This window comes from Alphaproteobacteria bacterium (genome assembly GCA_035625915.1).
Classification (GTDB): domain Bacteria; phylum Pseudomonadota; class Alphaproteobacteria; order JACZXZ01; family JACZXZ01; genus DATDHA01.
This window is the reverse complement of sequence record DASPOR010000176.1, coordinates 20621-40207: the sequence shown is the minus strand read 5'-3', so window position 1 is coordinate 40207 and position 19587 is coordinate 20621. Positions and strand designations below refer to the sequence as shown.

The window sequence follows — 19587 nt, the reverse complement described above, 5'->3', positions numbered from 1 at the left end:
AGCGCGTGTAGAGGAAGCTCTCCTTGTGGTGGGCGAGGCACCACTTGGCCATGATCGAGCCGCCGCGGGACACGATGCCGGTCATGCGCTTGGCTGTGAGCGGGATGTAGCGCAGCAGCACGCCGGCGTGGATCGTGAAGTAGTCGACGCCCTGCTCGGCCTGCTCGATCAGCGTGTCGCGGTAGATCTCCCACGTGAGGTCTTCCGCCTTGCCGTGCACCTTCTCGAGCGCCTAGTAGATCGGGACCGTGCCCACCGGCACCGGCGCGTTGCGCAGGATCCACTCGCGGGTCTCGTGGATGTTCTTGCCGGTCGAAAGGTCCATGACCGTGTCCCCGCCCCAGCGGATCGCCCACGTCATCTTCTCGACTTCCTCGCCGATCGACGAGCTCACCGCGGAGTTGCCGATGTTGGCGTTGATCTTCACGAGGAAGTTGCGGCCGATGATCATCGGCTCGGTTTCCGGGTGGTTGATGTTGCAGGGGATGATCGCGCGGCCGCGCGCCACTTCGTCGCGCACGAACTCGGGCGTGATCACGCGCGGCGTCGCGGCGCCGAAGGACTGGCCCGGATGCTGGCGGCGCAGCTGCTCGGAATGCATCTCGAGCCGCTGGTTCTCGCGGATCGCGACGAACTCCATCTCCGGCGTCACGATGCCGCGCCGCGCGTATTCGAGCTGCGTCACGGACTGCCCCGCCCTTGCGCGGAGGGGGCGGTGGCGCAACGGGAATTCCGCCACGCGATGTTTGCCGTCGACGCTCCCGTTATCCTCGGCCTTGACCGCGCGCCCCTCATATTCCTCGACGTCACCGCGTGCGCCAATCCACTTTGTTCTTAGCCGCGGCAAGCCCTCGTAAATGTCGATCTTGGCGTCCGGGTCCGTATAGGGACCGGAGGTGTCATAGACGCGCACAGGGGGTTCGCCGGCACTCGGATCGAGCGAAATCTCTCGCATGGGAACGCGGACATCGGGATTGCGCGCGCCATTCAGATAAACCTTGCGCGAGGCGGGCAGCGATCCCGTCGTGACCGTAATTTTGACGGGCTTGGTGACGGCATTCATGTGGATCTCCTACGTTGGAACGTCACGCATGGAGATCCGGGAATGTGCGGGTGGGGTAAGCGTCCTATGACCTTGACGGTCGGTTCCGTGTCCCTCCGCCGGCATGACCCGGATCAGGTTCTAAGGGTTCCCACGTCGCGCCGGCCAACCTATTCTGACGAAACGCGCAGCGCCGATGGTGTCTCAGCCCCTTATCGGGGCACCCCTCGGAATAGCTTAAAATTGCACCCTGAGGGGGTGAAGGTCAAGGTGCCCTCTCGCGCTTGCGAAGAGACTCAGAGCGAGACCACCACGAATACGAGCCCCGTGATCCCCCACAACAGACCGCACGCGACCCGGTAGAGCGCCAGGGCGGCACGGACATCGGCCGCAACCGCCGCCGCCCGGCCGTCGCCCATCCAGGCATCGCTCACCCGCTCAGCGCCATAGACGCGGGGACCAGCAAGCTTGAGGCCGAGCGCGCCGGCCATTGCGGCCTCGGGCCAGCCGGCATTGGGTGAGCGGTGACCGGATGCATCGCGCAACGCCGCCCGCAGGGCGTCTCCGGCCGCCGCATTCGCGATAAACAAGGACGCGAGCACGAGGAGGAATGCCGAGAGGCGGGATGCCGGCAGATTGACGAGGTCGTCCAATCGCGCGGCCGCCCAGCCGAAGGCGCGATAGCGCGATGTTCGGTGCCCGACCATGCTGTCCGCCGTGTTGATTGCCTTGTAAATCGCAATTCCGGGAAGTCCCGCGACCAAAAGCCAGAATGCGGGTGCTACGACACCGTCGGAGAAATTCTCAGCGAGGCTTTCGATTGCGGCACGCGCAACAGCCGCCTCGTCGAGCGCCTCGGGATTGCGCCCGACGATCTTGGCGACGGCCATGCGTGCGGGCGCCAGTCCACCGTTCTCGAGCGCTTCGGCGACCGCCGCTACATGTTCGAAGAGGCTTCGCTGGGAGAGGAGACTTGATGCGAGGACGGCCTCCATTACCCACCCGACCGGAAACGCAACCAGGAACTTCGCGATCGCACCCGTCGTTACACCCGTCACAAGAACGACGATGGCCAGACTTACCGCGCCGAGGGTGCGCCGGGAGGTTTCGTCGAGGCCGGTGGGATTGAGCTGGCGGTCAAGCTGTTCGATCAGCCGGCCGACCCAGACCACGGGATGACGGACCCGGCGATAGACCCAATCGGGATAGCCGGCACCCGCTTCGATCGCAAGGGCAAGCAGGAGAATGGCCGGGCTATGGGGATCGAGCAGAGTCATTTTGGCCTTGCGGATCGCGGCGGCATGCTACAACGAAATTGGGGTCAATGAACCGAGAGGGCCTTCGACCATGGTCGGCGCTGCAACAATCTCTGAGGCGATCGGATCCCTCGACGGCTTTCGCACCGCGGTCCTCAATTTCCGCGGCGGCGACCTCCTGGCCGCTGAGGCGGCGCGGGCGCGCCAGGCCCACCTCACCAAGCCGGCTGGCTCCCTCGGCCGCCTGGAGGAGCTTGCGATCTGGCTGAGTGCCTGGCAGCACCGTCATCCACCGACACTGGACAATCCGCTGTGCCTCGTGTTCGCGGGCAATCATGGTGTCGCGGCACGGGGGGTTTCGGCCTTCCCGAGTAGCGTTACCGGGCAAATGGTTGCGAATTTCGCGGCCGGTGGTGCCGCAATCAACCAGCTTTGCAAGGCCTACGGCGCCGCGCTCGAGGTCTATCCGCTCGACCTCGATCAGCCGACCGCCGATTTCTCCGTCGCCCCCGCACTGAGCGTGGCAGGATGCATTGCCGCTTTGAACGCCGGCTGGAACGCGGTCAAAGCGGGGCACGATATCCTTCTCGTCGGCGAAATGGGAATCGGCAACACGACCGCCGCGGCGACCCTGGCTGCAGCCCTCTTCGGCGGTACGGGCGCCGATTGGGCGGGTCCCGGCACCGGCCTCGATCCCGCGGGTGTGGGGCGAAAGGCGAAAGTCATCGACGATGCCCTTGCCATTCACGGGCGGACACTCGCCGACCCGCTCGAAGCGCTGATGCGCGTCGGGGGACGCGAACTCGCGGCGATTTGCGGCGCCGTCGCGGCCGCGCGTGCGCGTCAGATTCCCGTCATCCTCGATGGCTTCGTGGCGACCGCGGCGACGGCACCCCTTTACAAGCTCAATGCGGAAGCGCTGGATCATGCGATTGCCGGCCACGTTTCCGCCGAACCGGGGCATGGCCGACTTCTTCTCGCGCTCAACAAGCAACCGCTTTTGGCGCTCGACATGCGCCTCGGGGAGGCGTCCGGGGCGGCCGTCGCACTCGGTGTGCTGAGAGGTGCGCTCGCAGCACATCGAGGCATGGCAACCTTCGCCGAAGCCGGCGTGAGCGGTAAATCGTGACATACCGCATCAACGCCGATCGATGAGGTGCACGAACGAGCCCATCACACGTTCGCGCACGCATCCGTACCCGCCCAGAGTGGTGCTGGCGGCGTCGACTGCGGAAAATAGGGGTGCCGTATCGTCTTCACCGACGATGCTTGCATAGTGAAACTCGTGCCCCCTGAAAGTGGCACCCGCCGAACCGAGTGGTGTATCGCGCGCAATGCGAACCTCGCGATAGCCGAGATGGAGCCGAGCGCGTTCGAATGACGTCTCAAGTGGCAGCAATCGGGCCATTGCGTGGCGATGGCCCGCTTTATCGATCAGCCCCTCCCCCAACACCATGTAGCCGCCGCATTCGCCGTAGACGACGGCGCCGCGCGCTGCCGCGTCGCGCAGGCCCTCGAGAAATCCTCGGTTGGACGCGAGCTTTCCAGCGTGTAGCTCCGGGTAACCGCCTGGCAAAAAGATCGCATCGGCTGTCGCGTGCGGCCCTTCGTCAGCGAGGGGGGAGAACGGCAAAATCTCCGCCCCCTGCGAACGCCAAGATGCTGTCAGATGCGGATATAAGAATCCGAACGCGTGATCCTGGGCGATCGCCATGCGTTGACCGAGGGGGATGATACTTCGGGTCCCCTCTGGCGGCATCTTGAGACGGTTCGGCTTTGCAAAGGAGCAGAGGAGGTCCAAGTCGAGATGCTCGTCTGCCCGGGCGGCAGCATGGGCGAGGATGGCTTCGAGATCCTTGTGCTCCCGCGCCTGCACGAGGCCGAGGTGCCGATCCCGCAACTTGATGCCCTCGTCTCGGGGGAATGCCCCAAGAAGCGGGATGCCAAGGGGGACAAGGGCGCGCTCGATCATGGCCCGGTGCGAAGCGCCTCCCACGCGATTGGCAACGACGCCCGCGATCGCGATGCCGACGCCGTGATCGCGAAAGCCGCGCGCGACCGCTGCAGCCGAAGCGCCCTGGCCAGCCACATCGAGGACGAGGATAACGGGCCACCCCGTCAGTTGCGCAAGCTCGGCAGTCGACCCCGTGCCATCCGCCGCACCGTCGAAAAGCCCCATGACTCCCTCGACGATCAGAAGATCAGCGCCAGCGCCGGCCGATTCGACGGTCGCGGCGATCGTTTCCGGCCGCATCGCCCAGGAATCCAGATTGAAGCAGGGATGTCCGGTGGCGGCGGCGAGGAATGCGGGATCGATATAATCGGGGCCGACCTTGGCGGAGCCGACACGAATGCCACGGTCCCGGAGCGCTCGAAGGATTGCGAGCGTGATGGTTGTCTTCCCGCTTCCGGAAGCCGCCGCAGCAACAATGAGGCCCGAACACGACATCGCCTAGCGCCCTACGGCGACCGATGCGCGTTCTGCGAGGCTGCCGAGCCAATTCAGGCTCGCCCGCAGGCGCACCACCTCGCCCACGACGACGATCGCCGGCGGCTCTAGTCGTGCTGCCGCGAGATCGGCAACGCATCGTCCGAGCGTCGTCTCGAGCACGCGCTGGGTTGGCAATGTCGCGTCGGCGACGACGGCGACCGGCTCGTCCTGCGGGCGTCCGCTCGCAATAAGACGCTCGGCGATCTGACGGATATGCTTGAGCGCCATGTAGATAACGAGAACCGGCGAGCCTCGGGCGACTGCCTGCCAGTCGATCCGGTCGGGAACCACCCCTGCCGAGTCGTGGCCAGTGAGAAAGCTCACGACCGAATTCGTATCCCGATGGGTAAGCGGTATCCCCGCATAGGCGAGCCCGCCGATGCCGGCCGAAATTCCCGGAATGATGCGGAAGGGTACACCAGCTTCGACCAGGCTCAACGCCTCTTCTCCGCCGCGGCCAAACACCATCGGGTCGCCGCCCTTGAGGCGAAGCACGCGTTTGCCGGCGCGCGCAAGTTCGACGATACGGAGCGTAACGTCGGCCTGCGTTGGCGAAGGTTTTCCACCCCGCTTTCCCGCATAGACAAGGCTCGCGTTCGCGTTCGCCAAGACGAGGATTGCGTCGCACACAAGGGCATCATAGACGATCGCGTCCGCATGCCTGAGGCCATGGAGGGCGTGAAGCGTCAGAAGACCCGGATCGCCGGGGCCAGCCCCGGCAAGCCAAACCCAACCGGGTTCGAATTTCGGCAGGTATGCCGTCAACGGATCGATCATACCGGACATGGCGAGACGCCTCCGTGATCGGCGGCCCGGACCCCTGCTAGCCATCCCCGCAGACGCGGTCTATAACGCGACCCATGGTCCGTAGACCCGGAACTGCCCTCAGGCGCGGCTGGACAACGGGTGCTTGCGCGGCGGCGGCGTCGAAGGCGGCATACACAGCACTTTTGTCGCGCAGCTTTCCCGATCCTGTCACCATCACCTTGCCGGGAGGCGAAACGCCAGCCTTTGCGCTCGCGCGGGAGGAGCTTCGCGACGATCGGGCTTGCGCGGCTATCGTCAAGGACGCCGGCGATGACCCGGACGTGACCCACGGGGCGCTCATCGTCGCGACGTTGCAGAAGGGTGCGGCCGGCTCCGGCGTGGTCTTTCGCGCGGGCGAGGGCGTTGGGACGATAACCAAACCGGGCCTGCCCCTTCCGCCGGGCGAACCCGCCATCAACCCGAAGCCGCGGGAGATGATACGAGCGGCGATTGCCGAGGTGGCGCGTGCCCTTGGTGGAACGGAAGACGTCGACGTAGAAATCGCAGTCCCCGGTGGCGAAGCGATTGCCCGCAAGACCTGGAATCCACGGCTCGGAATCGTCGGTGGAATTTCCATTCTCGGCACCACGGGCGTGGTAATCCCGTATTCCTGCTCGGCCTGGATTCATTCGATCCAGCGCGGTGTCGATGTGGCGCGGGCGGCGGGCCTCAGCCACGTCGCCGGCTCCACCGGCTCGACGTCCGAGCGCGCTGTTCAAGGCCTTCTCAAGCTGCCGGACACCGCCCTTCTCGATATGGGTGATTTCGCGGGCGGGCTTCTCAAATATTTGCGGCGCCATCCGCTCCCCCGTCTCACCATTGCCGGCGGCTTCGGCAAGATCGCAAAGCTCGCGCAAGGGCACCTCGACCTTCATTCCGGGCGCAGCCAGGTCGATCGGAAATGGGTTGCAGAGCGTATGCGTGAATTGGGCGCGGACGACTGGATCGTTGCCAAGGCAGAAGCGGCAAACAGCGCGCTCGAGGCACTGGAACTCGCACGCGCCTGCGACTGTCCGATTGGCGATCTCATCGCATCCCGAGCGCGTGCAGTTGCACTCGGCGTTCTGGAAGGTGCGCCAGTCGCGGTCGATGTCGCGATTTTCGATCGCAACGGCGTCCTCGTCGGAAAAAGCGATGGCTAAGTCGAGGCGTCTCCTTATCCTCGGCGGCACGGCGGAAGCCACGGCACTCGCCGCACGGTGTTCAGAATTTCCGGGACTAGAGGTCATCACCTCATTCGCCGGACGAACGAGCCAGCCCGAAATGCCGGAAGGTTCGGTCCGAATTGGCGGCTTCGGCGGCATTGAGGCACTTGCCGCATATCTCGAGGCCGCGCGAATCGACATGATCGTGGACGCGACCCACCCCTTCGCCGCGCGCATTTCTCGCCACGCAGCCGAGGCCGCCGCGATGGCAAGGCGACCCTTGCTCATGCTGGTGCGTGAGCCTTGGCAGCCGACGGATGGAGACCGCTGGATCGATGTCGATGACACACGGCATGCGGCCGTTGTCCTTGGCGATCTCGGCAAGCGGGTCTTTCTCACGATCGGCCGGCAAGGACTCGACGCTTTCGCGGGCATGCCTTGTACCTGGTTCCTGGTCCGTCTGATCGAACGGCCCTCGGCCGGCGTTCCCCTCGCCCAATTCGAGGTCGTCACCGGCCGGGGGCCATTCACCGTGGAGGCGGAACGATCGCTCATGGTGCAGCATCGCATCGAATCGCTCGTCAGCAAGAACAGCGGCGGCGGAAGCACTTATGCCAAAATCGCCGCGGCACGTGGATTAGCCATCCCTGTGGTCATGATTCGTCGACCAGTGCTGCCACCGGCGGAACAGGTTGACCAAGTGGACGCGGCCTTCGATTGGGTCATGCGCCGGTTTCCTTAGCCTTCGTCGGGGCCGTTGTCGGCTTCGGTCGCAGCACGTGGGCGTGAGCAGGGTCGTAGAGCGCGCTATCCCGGAAGTCCCGCGACTGGAGCACGCGGCCGACCAGGACAAGTGCCGTGCGCGTGAGCTTGGCGGCACGCACCTTTGCAGCGATGTCGCCCAATGTGCCGCGAATCAGCATCTCATCCGGCCAGCTTGCACGATAGACAACGGCGACCGGACAGTCGGCGCCGTAGAGCGGGCCGAGCACGCGTACGATGGCCTTGATGTTACGGATCGAAAGGTGGATCGCCAGCGTCGCCCCCGCTCGTCCAAGGAGAGCGAGATCCTCGTTCGGCGGCATGGCCGACGCCTCCATCTGGGTGCGGGTGAGGATCACGGTCTGGCTTACCTCGGGTAAGGTCAGTTCGCATTTGAGTGCCGCCGCCGCCGCCGCGAAGGACGGAACGCCCGGCGTCACGTCGTAGTCGATGTCGAGGGCTTCGAGCCGGCGCATCTGTTCCGCGATCGCACCGTAAAGTGACGGATCGCCCGAGTGCACCCTCGCTACATCGTCCCCTCTGGCATGAGCCGCCGCCATTTCGTCGACGATTTCGTTGAGCGTTAACGGCGCCGTGTCTACGATCCGTGCGCCCCTTGGCGCATACCCGACGATTTCGACCGGCACGAGCGAACCCGCATAGAGGCAAACCGGTGAGCGGGAAATCAAGTCGCGTCCGCGTACTGTGATGAGGTCTGGAGCCCCGGGCCCAGCGCCAATGAAGTGGACCGTCATTCGGCAACCTCCGCCTCGCTCTGCCGATCGTAGCCGCGCGGCGTGTAAACCCGGACGGTGCCGTCGCCGCGCACGAAGCGCCGAGTGGACGAGCTTCCGATGAGGACGAGCGTCAGCATGTCGACATCGCTCGGCCGCAATGCGGCAAGATCGACGACTCGTATCGCTTCGCCGATGCGACCCAAATTTCGTGCGAGCACCACGGGCGTATCGCTGGCCCGATGCTGGAGAAGAATCTCTCGTGCCCGATCGAATTGCCGGGTACGGCGGCGCGAGACGACATTATAAAGGGCAATGACGAAATCGCCCTCGGCGGCTGTGCGCAGTCGGCGTTCGATAATGGGCCACGGCGTTAGGAGATCGGAAAGCGAAATCGCGCAGAAATCATGACCGAGCGGCGCCCCGATTCGGGCGGCCGCGGCCTGCATCGCCGTGATGCCGGGTGCGACGCGCACCTCGATCGGCCGCCAAGCTGGCGCACCGCGCTCGATGCGCTCGAATACAAGCGAAGCCATGGCATAGACCCCGGGGTCGCCCGAGGATACGAGGGCAACCGTGCGACCTTCCGCCGCGAGATCGAGGGCCGAATCCACGCGCTCGACCTCCTGACCAAGGGGAAACTCGTGCCGAGCCGTGCCACGGGGGAGTGGGCCGAGTAAATCGAGATAAAGGCTGTAGCCGACGACATCGCTTGCCGCGGCAATGAACGACATTGCCTCCGGGGTCATCCATTGACGACCGCCGGGTCCGATACCAACGACAAGTAACCTCCCCCGCTGCCGACCGATGCGCGATCCATCGAATGGTGCCGGCGCCCGCGCGAGCGCGCAAGTCGACCGCCCCGACCGACGCTTGGGAAGGATCAGGATGCCGCCCGCACCTGTCGCCGCGAGTGCTGCAGCTTCCGCCACGCCGTGGCAGCCGACTTCACGGAAGACGCGCTCGGAGGGATTGGCGAGTCGCGGCGTTTCGCGTTCCAGCTCCGCAGCGGTGAAATAGCGCGTGGGCACGCAAAGCGAATCCGCAATCGCTCGAACTGCCGGTTCATCCGCCTTGATGTCGAGCGAGAATATGCCCGAAACCGACCCTCCGGCGACTTTTACCTCCTCCAGGGATTGCCGCACCAGTGCCGCCAATTCCTCGGACTCTGTCCCGCGCTCGCAACCAACGCCGATGGCAACCGTTGTGGGATGGTAGACGAGCGAACGGGGTCCGCCCTGCCGGATTTCATCCGTTATCGCGATTGACAGCGGTCCGGCTGGATCGATCATAATCTTGCTATCTAGAAGCCAAGGTGCTGCACCATCGAGGCGCACGCCTTCGCCTGCGAGAAGAGCCGCGGTGAAGGGCTTTACGTGCTCCGGATTTGCGAGGCGATAGCCGGCCGGCGGCTCGTCGAACGCGACGGAAAAACGCAACTCGCTCGCGGTCGTGATTGCTGGTGCAACACCGAGGAGGCTCCCGATCTCTTTCGAAAGCGCGTTCCCTCCGCGATGCCCGCCAAGAAGGGGAATGACGGAACTCCCATCCTCGGCGACAGCGATGACAGGGGATTCCCGCTCTTTAACTGCAAGGAGCGGGGCGAGTATCCGGATGAGTGCGCCCGTCGCAAATATCGCGACGATCGACGACCCTGCCTCGAAGAGTGCTTGAACGTGACCGGCGACGTCGGCGAACGCCACATCCGCGGTCGGAACCCGATTTGCAAGGCCGTGAAGACGCGCGCCGGGCAACGCGCCAACCAGTTTACGGGCAAGCGGTGCGGCGCTTTCACCGAGGATGACAACCGCGATTTCCCTGCTCATCGCCAAGCTTGCCCCCGCCGATGGACGAGGATCATCGAAAAATACGGGACCTCCGCATCCTGAACCGCGTTGAGCGGCAGGATGCGTTGGTTCGCCGCACTCGCATGCTCGATATAGCGCGCATTCTCGCACAACCCGAGACGGTCGAGCACACGCCGTACTTTGGCGAAATGCCGTGCCAGCTTGATGATCGCGGCTGCCTCGACACCTTCAAGCCTGGCCGCAAGCGCCCCTTCGTCGAGAGGTGCCGGGACCACCGTCAACACGTCGTTGCGTGCGGCAAGCGGCATGTGCGCAACGCAGGCGCAAGCGACCAGCGAGGAAACGCCGGGAACGACCTCGGTCGTGTGACGCTCAGCCAATCTTCCGAAGAGATACATGAAGGAGCCGTAAAAGAATGGATCTCCTTCGCACAAAACGGCCACGTCGTCGCCCTGCATCAGATATTCGTCGATCTTCGCGGCGGCCTCATCATAAATTTCTTCAGCCGGGAATCTCGCGCTCACCATGGGGATGCGTATGGGTATCTCGTGTTTCGCCGGCGAAAGGTAGCCCGACACGATCCGGCGGGCGAAACTGTCGCCGTGCTCGGGCGCGGGGTAAGCGATCACGGGCGCAGTGCGGATTATGCGCAGCGCCTTGAGTGTCAGCAGCTCCGGATCGCCCGGGCCGACGCCAAGGCCATATAATGTGCCGGCGGCGCTCACCGTTTGGTGGCCGCGAGTTGCGTGACCGGCATCGACTGCCGCCAACCGTGAAAGCCTCCAACCGGCTCGGCGCGCGAAATCGCAATTCGCGTGAGAGCGCCGCCCGTCCGGCCTTGCCATGCAACGAGTTCGGCCTCGCCTTCGATCGTCACGGCATTGGCGACGAGACGCCCCCCGGGCTTGAGCGCCGACCAGCAGCTCTCCACCACACCCGCGGACGAAAGCCCGCCGCCAACGAAGGCGGCGTCCGGTTGTGGCAGCGCCTTCAGCGCATCGGGCGCCTCGCCGGCAACGACGTCGAGACCCGGCACACCCAGCGCCGATGCATTGTCCGCAATATTTCGCCGCCGGTCGGCATCCCGCTCGATTGCGACCGCACGGCAGGTGTGATGCGTTCTCATCCACTCAATAGCGACGGAGCCGCATCCAGCACCCACATCCCACAGGAGTTGGCCCGGTATGGGTGCGAGTGCAGCAAGCGTTATCGCGCGCACTTCCTGCTTCGTGAGTTGGCCATCATGATGGAAGGCGCTATCCGGCAGGCCAGGAATACGCGGCAGAACCGGCAAGGCCGTATCTGCGGCGCACTCGATCGCAACTGTATTAAAATCGGCGATATCAAGCGCTTTCCAGGTCTCGGCGGTGCCGGCGACAACGCGTTCTTCCGGCCCGCCCATGTGCTCGAGCACCCACATGCGGCTCATGCGAAAGCCGCCCGAACGGAGCAATCCCGCGACTGCTGCGGGCGTCTTCTTGCCATCGCTCAGGATTACCAAACGCGCACCCGGTTGGAGATAGGCGTTGAGAAGCTCGAGCGGCCGGCCATGGAGGGTGAGTGCCACCACGTCCGCAACGGCCCAGCCAAGCCGCGCGCAGGCGAGGCTTACGGCTGACGGCGATGGGATGATCGCCATCTCCTCCGCTGGAATGCGGCGCGCGAGCGCCACACCGACGCCATAATGCATCGGATCCCCGGTGGCCAGCACACAAATGGCCGTTCCGCGCCGCCGGACGATATCGTCTATCGTGGCCGACAAGGGCGACATCCAGGCAAGGCGTTCGCGGCCATCCAACGGAACGACTGCGAGGTGCCGCGCACCGCCGACCAGTACCTTGGCACCATCGACGAGTGACCGCGCCGACGGCGTCAACCCCGCAAGTCCCTCTTCCCCAATGCCCACCACCGAAAGCCACTTCATGGCGGATACTCGTTCCACGACGCCAATGCGTTCACAGCCGCAGCCGCAAGGGCGCTGCCACCCCGTCGGCCAAGCAGCGTCAAAAAAGGCGTACCCCGGCAGTTCGCCGCAAGTTCGGCCTTCGATTCAACGGCACCCACAAAACCGACGGGAAACGCCAGGATGGCCGCAGGCTTCGCGGCACCTTGGTCCAAGAGTTCGAGCAGGTGAAAGAGTGCGGTTGGTGCATTCCCGATCGCGACGACAGCGCCGTCGAGCTGCGGGCGCCAGAACTCAACGGCGGCGGCCGAACGCGTCGTGCCCAGGGTCGTGGCGGTCGTCGCAAGTGCCGGTTCGCCCAGTGTGCAAACGACGGCATTTCGCGCGGGCAGCCGTGCCTCGACGATCCCCTCGGCGACCATTCGGCTGTCGCACAGCACCGGAGCGCCGTTCGTCAACGCGCGGCGGGCGGAATCGGCGACATCATCGGCGAATGCCAGATCGTCAATGATGTCGGTCATCCCGCACGCGTGAATGAGGCGCACGGCGACGGGCTCGAGACTCGTCGGCAGCCGCGCGAGTGTCGCTTCCGCGCGGATTGCCGCGAAGGAACGCCGGTAGATATCGCGTGGATCCCGGACGTATTCGATCATCTCGTCACTCCCGCTTTGCATTTTTCTTGAGAGTCACCGGGCCGAGCGGATGATCCGCATGGGGGTAGGGATGGTGATGGCCGGGATCGTGGGCATGGTCATGGTCGTGATCGTAGTGGTGATCGTGTCCAGCGCCGTGGTGATGAGCGTGGGTTGCTTCGTCCCTGCCATTGGCGCCAATCCCCTCCACGTGATGGTGGTGGCTTTCTTGCGCGAGCCCCACTTCGTCCTCGAAGCCGAGCATCTGGACCCGGTATTTGCACATCTGGCAATTCATGTTGCCGGTGCCGACGAGGATTTCGTCGATTCGGTCGCAGAACGTTTCCAGCACCATCGGGTGATCGTTGAGGTAGGGCGCCTTGACGAATTGGATTTGCGGGTGCCGTGCCGCCACGATGTCGGTGTGATCGTAAATGCGGCTCACAAGGACGCCGGAGAAGAGGAAATAGGGAAACACGATGATCCGCTTGAACCCTAGTCGGGCAGCGCGTTCGAGCGCTGGCTCCACCAGCGGAAACGTCACGCCCGAATAGGCGGTTTCGCCCCAACCAAAGCCGAAACTTTCCCAGAGGAGTCGCATGACCTTGGCGACATTGGAGTTTGCGTCGGGATCGGATGTCCCCCTGCCGACGACGACGAGCATCGTGTCGTGGACCGAGACAGCACCATCGGCCTTGGCGCGGGCCGTTTCGATCGATGCCGCCGCAGCCTGCATCATTTTAGGGTCAATGCCGAGATCGCGGCCGAATTCGATCGACAGACCTTCATGTTCACGTTGATAGCGATTGAGGACCGACGGCACGTCATTCTTCACGTGACCGGCTGCGAACAACATGCCGGGCACCGCAAGAATCTTCCGGCAACCCCGTTCCACGAGCTTGTCGAGGCCGTCCCGTATGATCGGTTCGGCGAACTCGAGAAAGCCCCACTCGAGCTCATAGTGGGCGAGTCGCAATCGCAGCTTCCGCGCCACGGCAGCGAATTCCTCGATCGCGCCCAGATCGCGACTGCCGTGGCCGCACAGCATGACGCCGATTTTGCTATTCATCCGGTCCTCCGTGACTTGTCGCCCGTGCCGCTCAACACAGCGGCGGCATGTTCCTCGCGGCGAGCGATCGCCAGCATCGCGTTTAGATCGAGGTGTCCTTCCAGGTGATCCGCCAGCCTGTCGAGAGTCGCGTCGACCGATGCTTCATAGGCTACATCGCTTTCAAGATTCTCCCCGAGCCGTTTCAGAAACGCGCGGCGAAACGCATCCGCTGCAAACACGCCGTGGACATAGCAACCCATGACGCGTCCATCCTTCGAAACCGCGCCATCGGGACCGGCCGACAGCGACAACATTGGGCGCGCCATACCTTCGCCGGTGGTTCGCCCGACGTGCATTTCATACCCCGAGAGAGGCAGGCCACTCGCGACCTCCCGCCCGGTGACTGCAACGAGGCTCTTCTCGGCGGACATGACCGTTTCGACGTCGAGCATGCCAAGGCCGGCGAGCTTGGCCGCGGGGCCTTCGATTCCCTCGGGATCGGCAACGCTCGTGCCGAGCATTTGATAGCCAGCACAAATACCGAGAACGGCGCCCCCGCGCCGGCGGTGCGCCAAGAGGTCGATATCCCAACCCTGCGCGCGCAGGAATGCCAGGTCGGAGAGGGTTGCCTTCGAGCCCGGCAGGATGACGAGATCTGAGTCGCCAGGCACGGCTTCGCCCCCGCGCAGGAATATGAACGAAACGTCGGGTTCGGCCCTGATCGGATCGAAATCGTCGAAGTTCGCAATACGCGGATACGCAAGTGCCACGATCTTTATCGGCCGTGTCGCCTCGCGGCGGCGGGGCGCCAGCGCCAGGGAGTCCTCGGCCGGAAGGTAGCCGGCTCCCTCGAACCACGGCACGACGCCGAAGCCTTGCAGGCCGGTGCGATCGACGATTTCCGAAAGCCCGCTGTCGAATAAGGAGGGATCGCCACGGAACTTATTGACGATGAAGCCCTTGAGCCGACAACGCTCGCCTTCCGACAATAGAACGTGCGTACCGACGATTTGCGCGATGACGCCGCCACGCTCGATATCTCCAATGAGCACCACAGGCAGATCGGCCGCCTCTGCAAATCCCATGTTCGCGATGTCGCCTTCGCGCAAATTTGTTTCGGCGGCGCTACCGGCACCCTCGACCAGCACCAGATCGACGCCATGCGCATTCCGGCGGAAGGATTCGAGCACCTTTGGAAGAAGGGAGGAACGAAGGCGTTGATATTCTCGTGCCGTGACGCTTGCGAAGATCTTCCCTTGCAATACAAGCTGTGCGCCGATTTCGCCTTGCGGCTTCAAAAGGACAGGATTCATGTCGGTCGTCGCCGCCGTGCGACAGGCCCTCGCCTGAAGGGCTTGTGCACGACCGATCTCGCCCCCGTCGATGGTCACGGCGGCATTGTTGGACATATTCTGGGCCTTGAACGGGCGCACTGTGAGGCCGCGTCGCGCATAAGCCCGGCAAAGCCCCGCCGCGAGCAACGACTTCCCGACATCCGAACCCGTTCCTTGGAGCATGAGCGCCGGCGTTCTCGGACCATTTGCGTTCATCAGAATTCGATCCCCTTCTGAGCCTTGACGCCTGCCAAGAATGGATGCTTGACAAGCGTCATTTCCGTCACGAGGTCGGCAATCTCGATAAGTTCGGGCTTGGCGTTTCGCCCGGTGACGACGACGTGAAGTGCTGCGGGCTTTTGTGCAAGGAACGCCACCACGTCCTCGAGTGGCAGGTAGCCGTACCGCAGGACGATATTAAGCTCGTCGAGTATCACGAGGTGGTATTTGGGGCTCGATCCCTTGCAGGCATCGATCATCGTGCGCGAGGTTTCCCAAGCCGCCGTCGCCGCCATTATGTCGCGGGCGCGGTCTTGCGTTTCCCAGGTGAAACCCTCGCCCATTGTCCGAATGTCGACTTGATCGGGAAAGCGTTCGAACACGTGTCGCTCTCCCGTGTCCCATTTGCCCTTCACGAATTGGACAATGCCCACGCGCATGCCATTTCCGACCGCACGGATGGCAAGCCCGAAGGCTGCGGTCGATTTGCCTTTGCCCTTTCCCGTGTGAACGATAAGAAGACCTTTCTCGATGGTCTTGGTCGCGAGCATGCGCGCCCGTGCTTCCTTGCGCTTGCGCGCCTTCTCGTTGGCGCGGGCATTGAGCTCGGCTTCGTCGGGCTGTTCGATCACCGCGCATTCTCCATCGACCGATTGGCCAGCGATGCTAGATGCGGATAGGCCGAATTCGAACGAGGCCGCCACAGACCACGCTCCTGCGCTTCGATCAGTCGCTCGGCAATCTCTTGTGCCGCAGCGGGGTTGTTTTCGAGAAGAAATCCGCGCACATCGTCATCGGCCAGGTAGGCCTCATAGACGGCGTCGAAATGGTGGTCGCGGACCGCGCGCGCCGTGGCAGCGAAGGCGAAGATATAGTCCACGGTCGCCGCCATCTCGAAAGCACCCTTGTACCCATGGCGCATCACACCCTTGATCCATTTGGGATTGACGACTCGCGCACGGACCACGCGAGCGACCTCTTCGTCCAGCGAGCGCACCTGAGGCCTTTCGGGGCGCGCATGGTCATTGTGATAGACGGCGGGCTGCCGGCCGGAAAAATGCCGCACCGTCGCGGTGATGCCGCCTTCGAATTGATAGTAATCGTCGGAGTCGAGAAGATCGTGCTCGCGATTGTCTTGATTGTGGAGCACACCCTCAACGGCCGAAAGGCGCGTCTGGAAAAGGCGGTGTTCGGCGGAGCCTTGGGCGCCGGCGCCGTAGGCATAACCGCCCCACGCAAGGTAGGCGCGCGCAAGATCGCCGTCGTCCTGCCAGCCCCGCTCGTCGATGAGGGCCTGCAAACCGGCACCATAGGCGCCGGGTCTCGAGCCGAAGACGCGGAAGCCCGCACGTCGTCGCGCGGACTCCTCGTCGTTGCCCTGCGACATGAGGTGGGCTGCATCGAGCGCTACCCGCGCGGCGAGCGGGTTCAGCTCCGGCGCTTCGTCAAGTGCGGCGACTGCGCGGGCGGCCGAATCGATGAGGTCGATCTGCGATGGGAAGGCGTCGCGGAAGAAGCCGGAGACACGCAGCGTCACGTCGACTCGCGGACGATCGAGTATCGAGAGCGGCAGGATCTCGAAACCGGTCACACGACGAGATGCGGCATCCCAAGTCGGTCGCACGCCCATAAGCGCAAGCGCCTGGGCAATATCGTCCCCGCCTGTGCGCATGTTCGCGGTACCCCAGGCAGACAGTGCAAGCGACTTCGGCCAGGTTCCTTGGTCCTGACGAAATCGCTCGATGACAAGGGCCGCCGAATTCCAGCCGAGCTGCCAGGCTGCGGGGGTGGGCACCGTGCGGCTATCCACAGAGTAGAAATTTCGCCCGGTCGGCAATACGTCAAGCCGGCCGCGCGTCGGAGCGCCGGACGATCCGGGTTCCACGAAGCGGCCGTCCAGTCCCGCGAGCAGACCAGCGATCTCGCGTCTGCCGCAGGATTCAAGCATCGGGCGCAATTCCTTCTCGATCATTTCGAGCACCGCACTCGTCCGACGCCAGGCACGATCGGCCGTGCGCGTGGACGAGACCAGTGCTTGCGACAGTTGCTCAAGGCGTTCGACCGTGTCGCCCTTGGTGCGCCAAATTCCCGGCCCATCGAGTTCCGACGGACGCGATCCAGTCCAAGGCTCGCCCATCCGGCAATCCAGCGGATCGAAATCGGTCGCCACGCCGAGATCGGCTGCGAGTGCACGCAGGAGCGAGGCGTCCTTACCTTCTCCTCGACTGCGCGGAAGACGAGCAAGGGCCACGAGTAGATCGGTTAGCTGCTGCCCATGCGGGGCCTCGCCGAAGACGTGAAGACCATCGCGGATTTGAAGCTCCTTGAGCTCACAAAGGTAGTTATCGAGCTTTGCAAGTGCGGCCTGCGGCCGATCCCCGTCATCGATGCCACAATCGCGATCGAGCCCTATCCGGCGCGCAAGCTCAAGAATCTGCTCCGCCAGCAGCTTCAACCGGCGCGGATCGACCCCGGCGGCCTCGTAATACTCATCGACAAGTTGCTCGAGTTCCACGAGCGGCCCATAGGATTCTGCCCGTGTCAGCGGTGGGGTGAGATGATCGACGATGACCGCCTGTGCACGCCGCTTCGCCTGACTGCCCTCGCCGGGATCGTTGACAATGAAGGGATAGAGATGTGGTAACGGGCCGAAAGCAACTTCGGGATAACATTCCGCCGAAAGCGCCAACGCCTTGCCAGGCAGCCATTCGAGGTTGCCGTGCTTGCCCATATGGACCACGGCGTGCGCATCGAATAATTCCCGAAGCCACGCATAGAAGGCGAGATAGCCGTGGGGCGGCACGAGAGCAGCATCGTGATAAGTCCTCTGAGGATCAATGTTGTAGCCGCGTGCCGGTTGGATCGCGATGACGACATTGCCAAACGAACATGCCGCGAGACGAAAGTATTTCCCCCGCACGAAGGGGTCGTCTTGCGGTTCTCCCCATCTTGACGTTACGTCGTCGCGCACACGCGCTGGGAGCCTTTCGAACCAGGCCGCATAGTCTGACAAGGGATAAGGGATTCCGCCCTGCCGCACCTTCCGCGATTTGAGGTTGTTGGTCGGTCCCTCGCTTAGGCGAGCGATCAGGGCGCTAGCGCTCGGTGGGATATTTTCGAGGCGATAGCCAGCACCCGACAGCGACCGAAGGACTTTGATCGTGGCCGCCGGTGTGTCCAGCCCAACGCCGTTGCCGAGACGTCCATCGCGGTTCGGATAGTTGGCGAGCACGACGGCGACCCGGCGCTCGCCGACCGCGGTTTGGCGTAGGCGCGACCATTTGAGCGCAAGGTCGGCTGTGAATTCGACGCGATCCAATATCGGCGCGTGGACTACGATCGGGCATTGCGTCAAGCGATCGGGTTGCGCCTCGCTCTTAAACGAAATCGCCCGGCCGAGTATACGCCCATCGACCTCGGGCAAAGCCACGTTCATCGCAAGGTCAGACGCGGAGAGCCCACGCGTACCACTGCGCCATTGGCGCTCGGTTCCGCCGGCAAGCACCACCTGAATGACTGGACAATCTGCCTCTTCGAATGGTGTCGCGACACGAGCACCGATGCTTGCGCCACCGATACTGGCGACCGAAAAGCCGGTCGCATTGAGGATCGCAGCGGGGGGCGACGCGCGGAGGAGAGTGCGCACGAGATCTGCCGAAACCGGGTCCTTGAGGCTTGCCACGTAAATCGGAAGTGGGTTGATCCCGCGGCGTTTTAGTGCATCGATGAGGGCGTCAATGGGTGCTAGATCCCCCGCTTGCAAGAGGGCGCGATAGAAGATCACCGCTACTGTGGGTGCGTCTTTTCGCCAGACTGTTCGAAGATCGGCAAGTTCGGGGCGCCCTTTACCCGGCCAGTAAAGTCCCGCGCGCAAGAGCGGCACCGGCTCCAGCCACTCGGTTCCATAACCGATGAGGGCAGCCGCGTAGTGCAAGAAATTGCGGGCGTTATCGAGCCCACCTTCGAGGAGATATCGCCATAATCGACCATAAGCGTGGGGTGCGAGGTTCGAAAGGTTCGCGAGCTCCGCATCCGGCTGATCGTCGCCGGGCACGAGTGCGAGGAGGATGCTTCTCTCGCTGCATGTTGCAACTAGTCGCTCGACGCCATAGGACCAGTAACTGACCCCACCCAAGAGGCGAACCACCACGATCTTGGCGTGCCGCACAACGCTCTCAATGTAGAGATCAACTGAGAGGTTGTGACCGAGATGCCTTACATTCGCAAGGCGCAACGTCGGCAAAGGGGCCGCAAGCTGTGCGTAAGCCGCCGCCAGCGCCGCGATCTCCGTGTCTGCGGCGGACAGCAGCACAACCTCGCCGGGCGATTGCCCAAGATCGATGGCTTGGGAGCCGTCGAGAATACTGCCCGGTGTTGCGGCGAGCAGGTGCATTGTCCCCTAC

15 protein-coding genes, 1 pseudogene and 1 riboswitch are annotated in these 19587 nt (G+C 63.8%); of the genes and pseudogenes, 3 read left to right on the top strand and 13 right to left on the bottom strand.

Annotation, left to right across the window (positions count from 1 at the left end; translation table 11 throughout):
* A pseudogene (locus VEJ16_13665) lies at positions 1-1063 on the bottom strand (phosphomethylpyrimidine synthase ThiC).
* A gap of 71 nt (positions 1064-1134) precedes the next feature.
* Positions 1135-1280: riboswitch (TPP riboswitch) on the bottom strand.
* A gap of 58 nt (positions 1281-1338) precedes the next feature.
* Positions 1339-2319: an adenosylcobinamide-phosphate synthase CbiB gene (cbiB, locus tag VEJ16_13660; GenBank protein HYB10711.1), complete on the bottom strand. Its 981-nt coding sequence runs from the start codon at positions 2317-2319 to the stop codon at positions 1339-1341.
* Between the two features lie 70 nt (positions 2320-2389).
* Between cbiB and cobT the strand changes: the two genes are divergently transcribed.
* Complete coding sequence (gene cobT, locus VEJ16_13655; protein HYB10710.1) at positions 2390-3427, top strand: nicotinate-nucleotide--dimethylbenzimidazole phosphoribosyltransferase; 1038 nt, start codon at positions 2390-2392, stop codon at positions 3425-3427.
* Between the two features lie 9 nt (positions 3428-3436).
* Here the strand turns inward: cobT and VEJ16_13650 are convergent, their stop codons facing one another.
* Positions 3437-4747 carry a cobyrinate a,c-diamide synthase gene (locus VEJ16_13650; protein ID HYB10709.1) on the bottom strand — a complete coding sequence of 437 codons (1311 nt, stop codon included), beginning with the start codon at positions 4745-4747 and terminating at the stop codon, positions 3437-3439.
* Positions 4748-4750: 3 nt separating this feature from the next.
* Positions 4751-5563, bottom strand: a complete 813-nt coding sequence (cobA, locus tag VEJ16_13645) for a uroporphyrinogen-III C-methyltransferase (protein ID HYB10708.1) — start codon at positions 5561-5563, stop codon at positions 4751-4753.
* Positions 5564-5649: 86 nt separating this feature from the next.
* Here cobA and VEJ16_13640 point away from each other — a divergent pair, with 86 nt between their 5' ends.
* Complete coding sequence (locus VEJ16_13640) at positions 5650-6738, top strand: cobalt-precorrin-5B (C(1))-methyltransferase (protein HYB10707.1); 1089 nt, start codon at positions 5650-5652, stop codon at positions 6736-6738.
* Entirely contained in the window at positions 6731-7483 is a 753-nt protein-coding gene (locus VEJ16_13635) for a cobalt-precorrin-6A reductase (protein ID HYB10706.1), read from the top strand. The genes VEJ16_13640 and VEJ16_13635 overlap by 8 nt, the downstream gene beginning before the upstream one ends.
* On the opposite strand, the gene cobM is transcribed toward VEJ16_13635, so the two are convergent.
* The 9 genes from cobM to cobN are packed head-to-tail and all read right to left on the bottom strand — an operon-like array spanning position 7464 to position 19577.
* The gene (gene cobM / locus VEJ16_13630; protein HYB10705.1) at positions 7464-8258 is read right to left on the bottom strand and encodes a precorrin-4 C(11)-methyltransferase; all 795 of its coding nucleotides are present in this window, start codon (positions 8256-8258) and stop codon (positions 7464-7466) included. The genes VEJ16_13635 and cobM overlap by 20 nt on opposite strands.
* Positions 8255-10063 carry a precorrin-3B C(17)-methyltransferase gene (gene cobJ, locus VEJ16_13625; GenBank protein HYB10704.1) on the bottom strand — a complete coding sequence of 603 codons (1809 nt, stop codon included), beginning with the start codon at positions 10061-10063 and terminating at the stop codon, positions 8255-8257. Before cobJ ends, cobM begins: the two co-directional genes overlap by 4 nt.
* Positions 10060-10815 carry a precorrin-2 C(20)-methyltransferase gene (gene cobI, locus VEJ16_13620; GenBank protein HYB10703.1) on the bottom strand — a complete coding sequence of 252 codons (756 nt, stop codon included), beginning with the start codon at positions 10813-10815 and terminating at the stop codon, positions 10060-10062. The genes cobJ and cobI overlap by 4 nt, the downstream gene beginning before the upstream one ends.
* Positions 10767-11969 carry a precorrin-6y C5,15-methyltransferase (decarboxylating) subunit CbiE gene (gene cbiE, locus VEJ16_13615; protein HYB10702.1) on the bottom strand — a complete coding sequence of 401 codons (1203 nt, stop codon included), beginning with the start codon at positions 11967-11969 and terminating at the stop codon, positions 10767-10769. The genes cobI and cbiE overlap by 49 nt, the downstream gene beginning before the upstream one ends.
* On the bottom strand, positions 11966-12601 hold the full coding sequence (locus VEJ16_13610) for a precorrin-8X methylmutase (protein ID HYB10701.1): 636 nt from the start codon (positions 12599-12601) through the stop codon (positions 11966-11968). Before VEJ16_13610 ends, cbiE begins: the two co-directional genes overlap by 4 nt.
* 4 nt (positions 12602-12605) lie before the next feature.
* Entirely contained in the window at positions 12606-13649 is a 1044-nt protein-coding gene (locus VEJ16_13605) for a sirohydrochlorin chelatase (GenBank protein HYB10700.1), read from the bottom strand.
* Complete coding sequence (locus VEJ16_13600; GenBank protein ID HYB10699.1) at positions 13646-15181, bottom strand: cobyric acid synthase; 1536 nt, start codon at positions 15179-15181, stop codon at positions 13646-13648. Before VEJ16_13600 ends, VEJ16_13605 begins: the two co-directional genes overlap by 4 nt.
* Entirely contained in the window at positions 15181-15816 is a 636-nt protein-coding gene (gene cobO / locus VEJ16_13595) for a cob(I)yrinic acid a,c-diamide adenosyltransferase (GenBank protein HYB10698.1), read from the bottom strand. The genes VEJ16_13600 and cobO overlap by 1 nt, the downstream gene beginning before the upstream one ends.
* Positions 15813-19577 carry a cobaltochelatase subunit CobN gene (gene cobN, locus VEJ16_13590; GenBank protein HYB10697.1) on the bottom strand — a complete coding sequence of 1255 codons (3765 nt, stop codon included), beginning with the start codon at positions 19575-19577 and terminating at the stop codon, positions 15813-15815. Before cobN ends, cobO begins: the two co-directional genes overlap by 4 nt.
* Between the last annotated feature and the right edge of the window lie 10 nt (positions 19578-19587).

What these genes read in the sequence shown, in the direction of transcription:
- cbiB (HYB10711.1), bottom strand. Translation starts at nt 2,319, where the DNA reads ATGACTCTGCTCGATCCCCATAGCCCGGCCATTCTCCTGCTTGCCCTT.
- cobT (HYB10710.1), top strand. Translation starts at nt 2,390, where the DNA reads ATGGTCGGCGCTGCAACAATCTCTGAGGCGATCGGATCCCTCGACGGC.
- VEJ16_13650 (HYB10709.1), bottom strand. Translation starts at nt 4,747, where the DNA reads ATGTCGTGTTCGGGCCTCATTGTTGCTGCGGCGGCTTCCGGAAGCGGG.
- VEJ16_13640 (HYB10707.1), top strand. Translation starts at nt 5,650, where the DNA reads ATGGTCCGTAGACCCGGAACTGCCCTCAGGCGCGGCTGGACAACGGGT.
- VEJ16_13635 (HYB10706.1), top strand. Translation starts at nt 6,731, where the DNA reads ATGGCTAAGTCGAGGCGTCTCCTTATCCTCGGCGGCACGGCGGAAGCC.
- cobM (HYB10705.1), bottom strand. Translation starts at nt 8,258, where the DNA reads ATGACGGTCCACTTCATTGGCGCTGGGCCCGGGGCTCCAGACCTCATC.
- cobJ (HYB10704.1), bottom strand. Translation starts at nt 10,063, where the DNA reads ATGAGCAGGGAAATCGCGGTTGTCATCCTCGGTGAAAGCGCCGCACCG.
- cbiE (HYB10702.1), bottom strand. Translation starts at nt 11,969, where the DNA reads ATGAAGTGGCTTTCGGTGGTGGGCATTGGGGAAGAGGGACTTGCGGGG.
- VEJ16_13610 (HYB10701.1), bottom strand. Translation starts at nt 12,601, where the DNA reads ATGATCGAATACGTCCGGGATCCACGCGATATCTACCGGCGTTCCTTC.
- VEJ16_13605 (HYB10700.1), bottom strand. Translation starts at nt 13,649, where the DNA reads ATGAATAGCAAAATCGGCGTCATGCTGTGCGGCCACGGCAGTCGCGAT.
- VEJ16_13600 (HYB10699.1), bottom strand. Translation starts at nt 15,181, where the DNA reads ATGAACGCAAATGGTCCGAGAACGCCGGCGCTCATGCTCCAAGGAACG.
- cobN (HYB10697.1), bottom strand. Translation starts at nt 19,577, where the DNA reads ATGCACCTGCTCGCCGCAACACCGGGCAGTATTCTCGACGGCTCCCAA.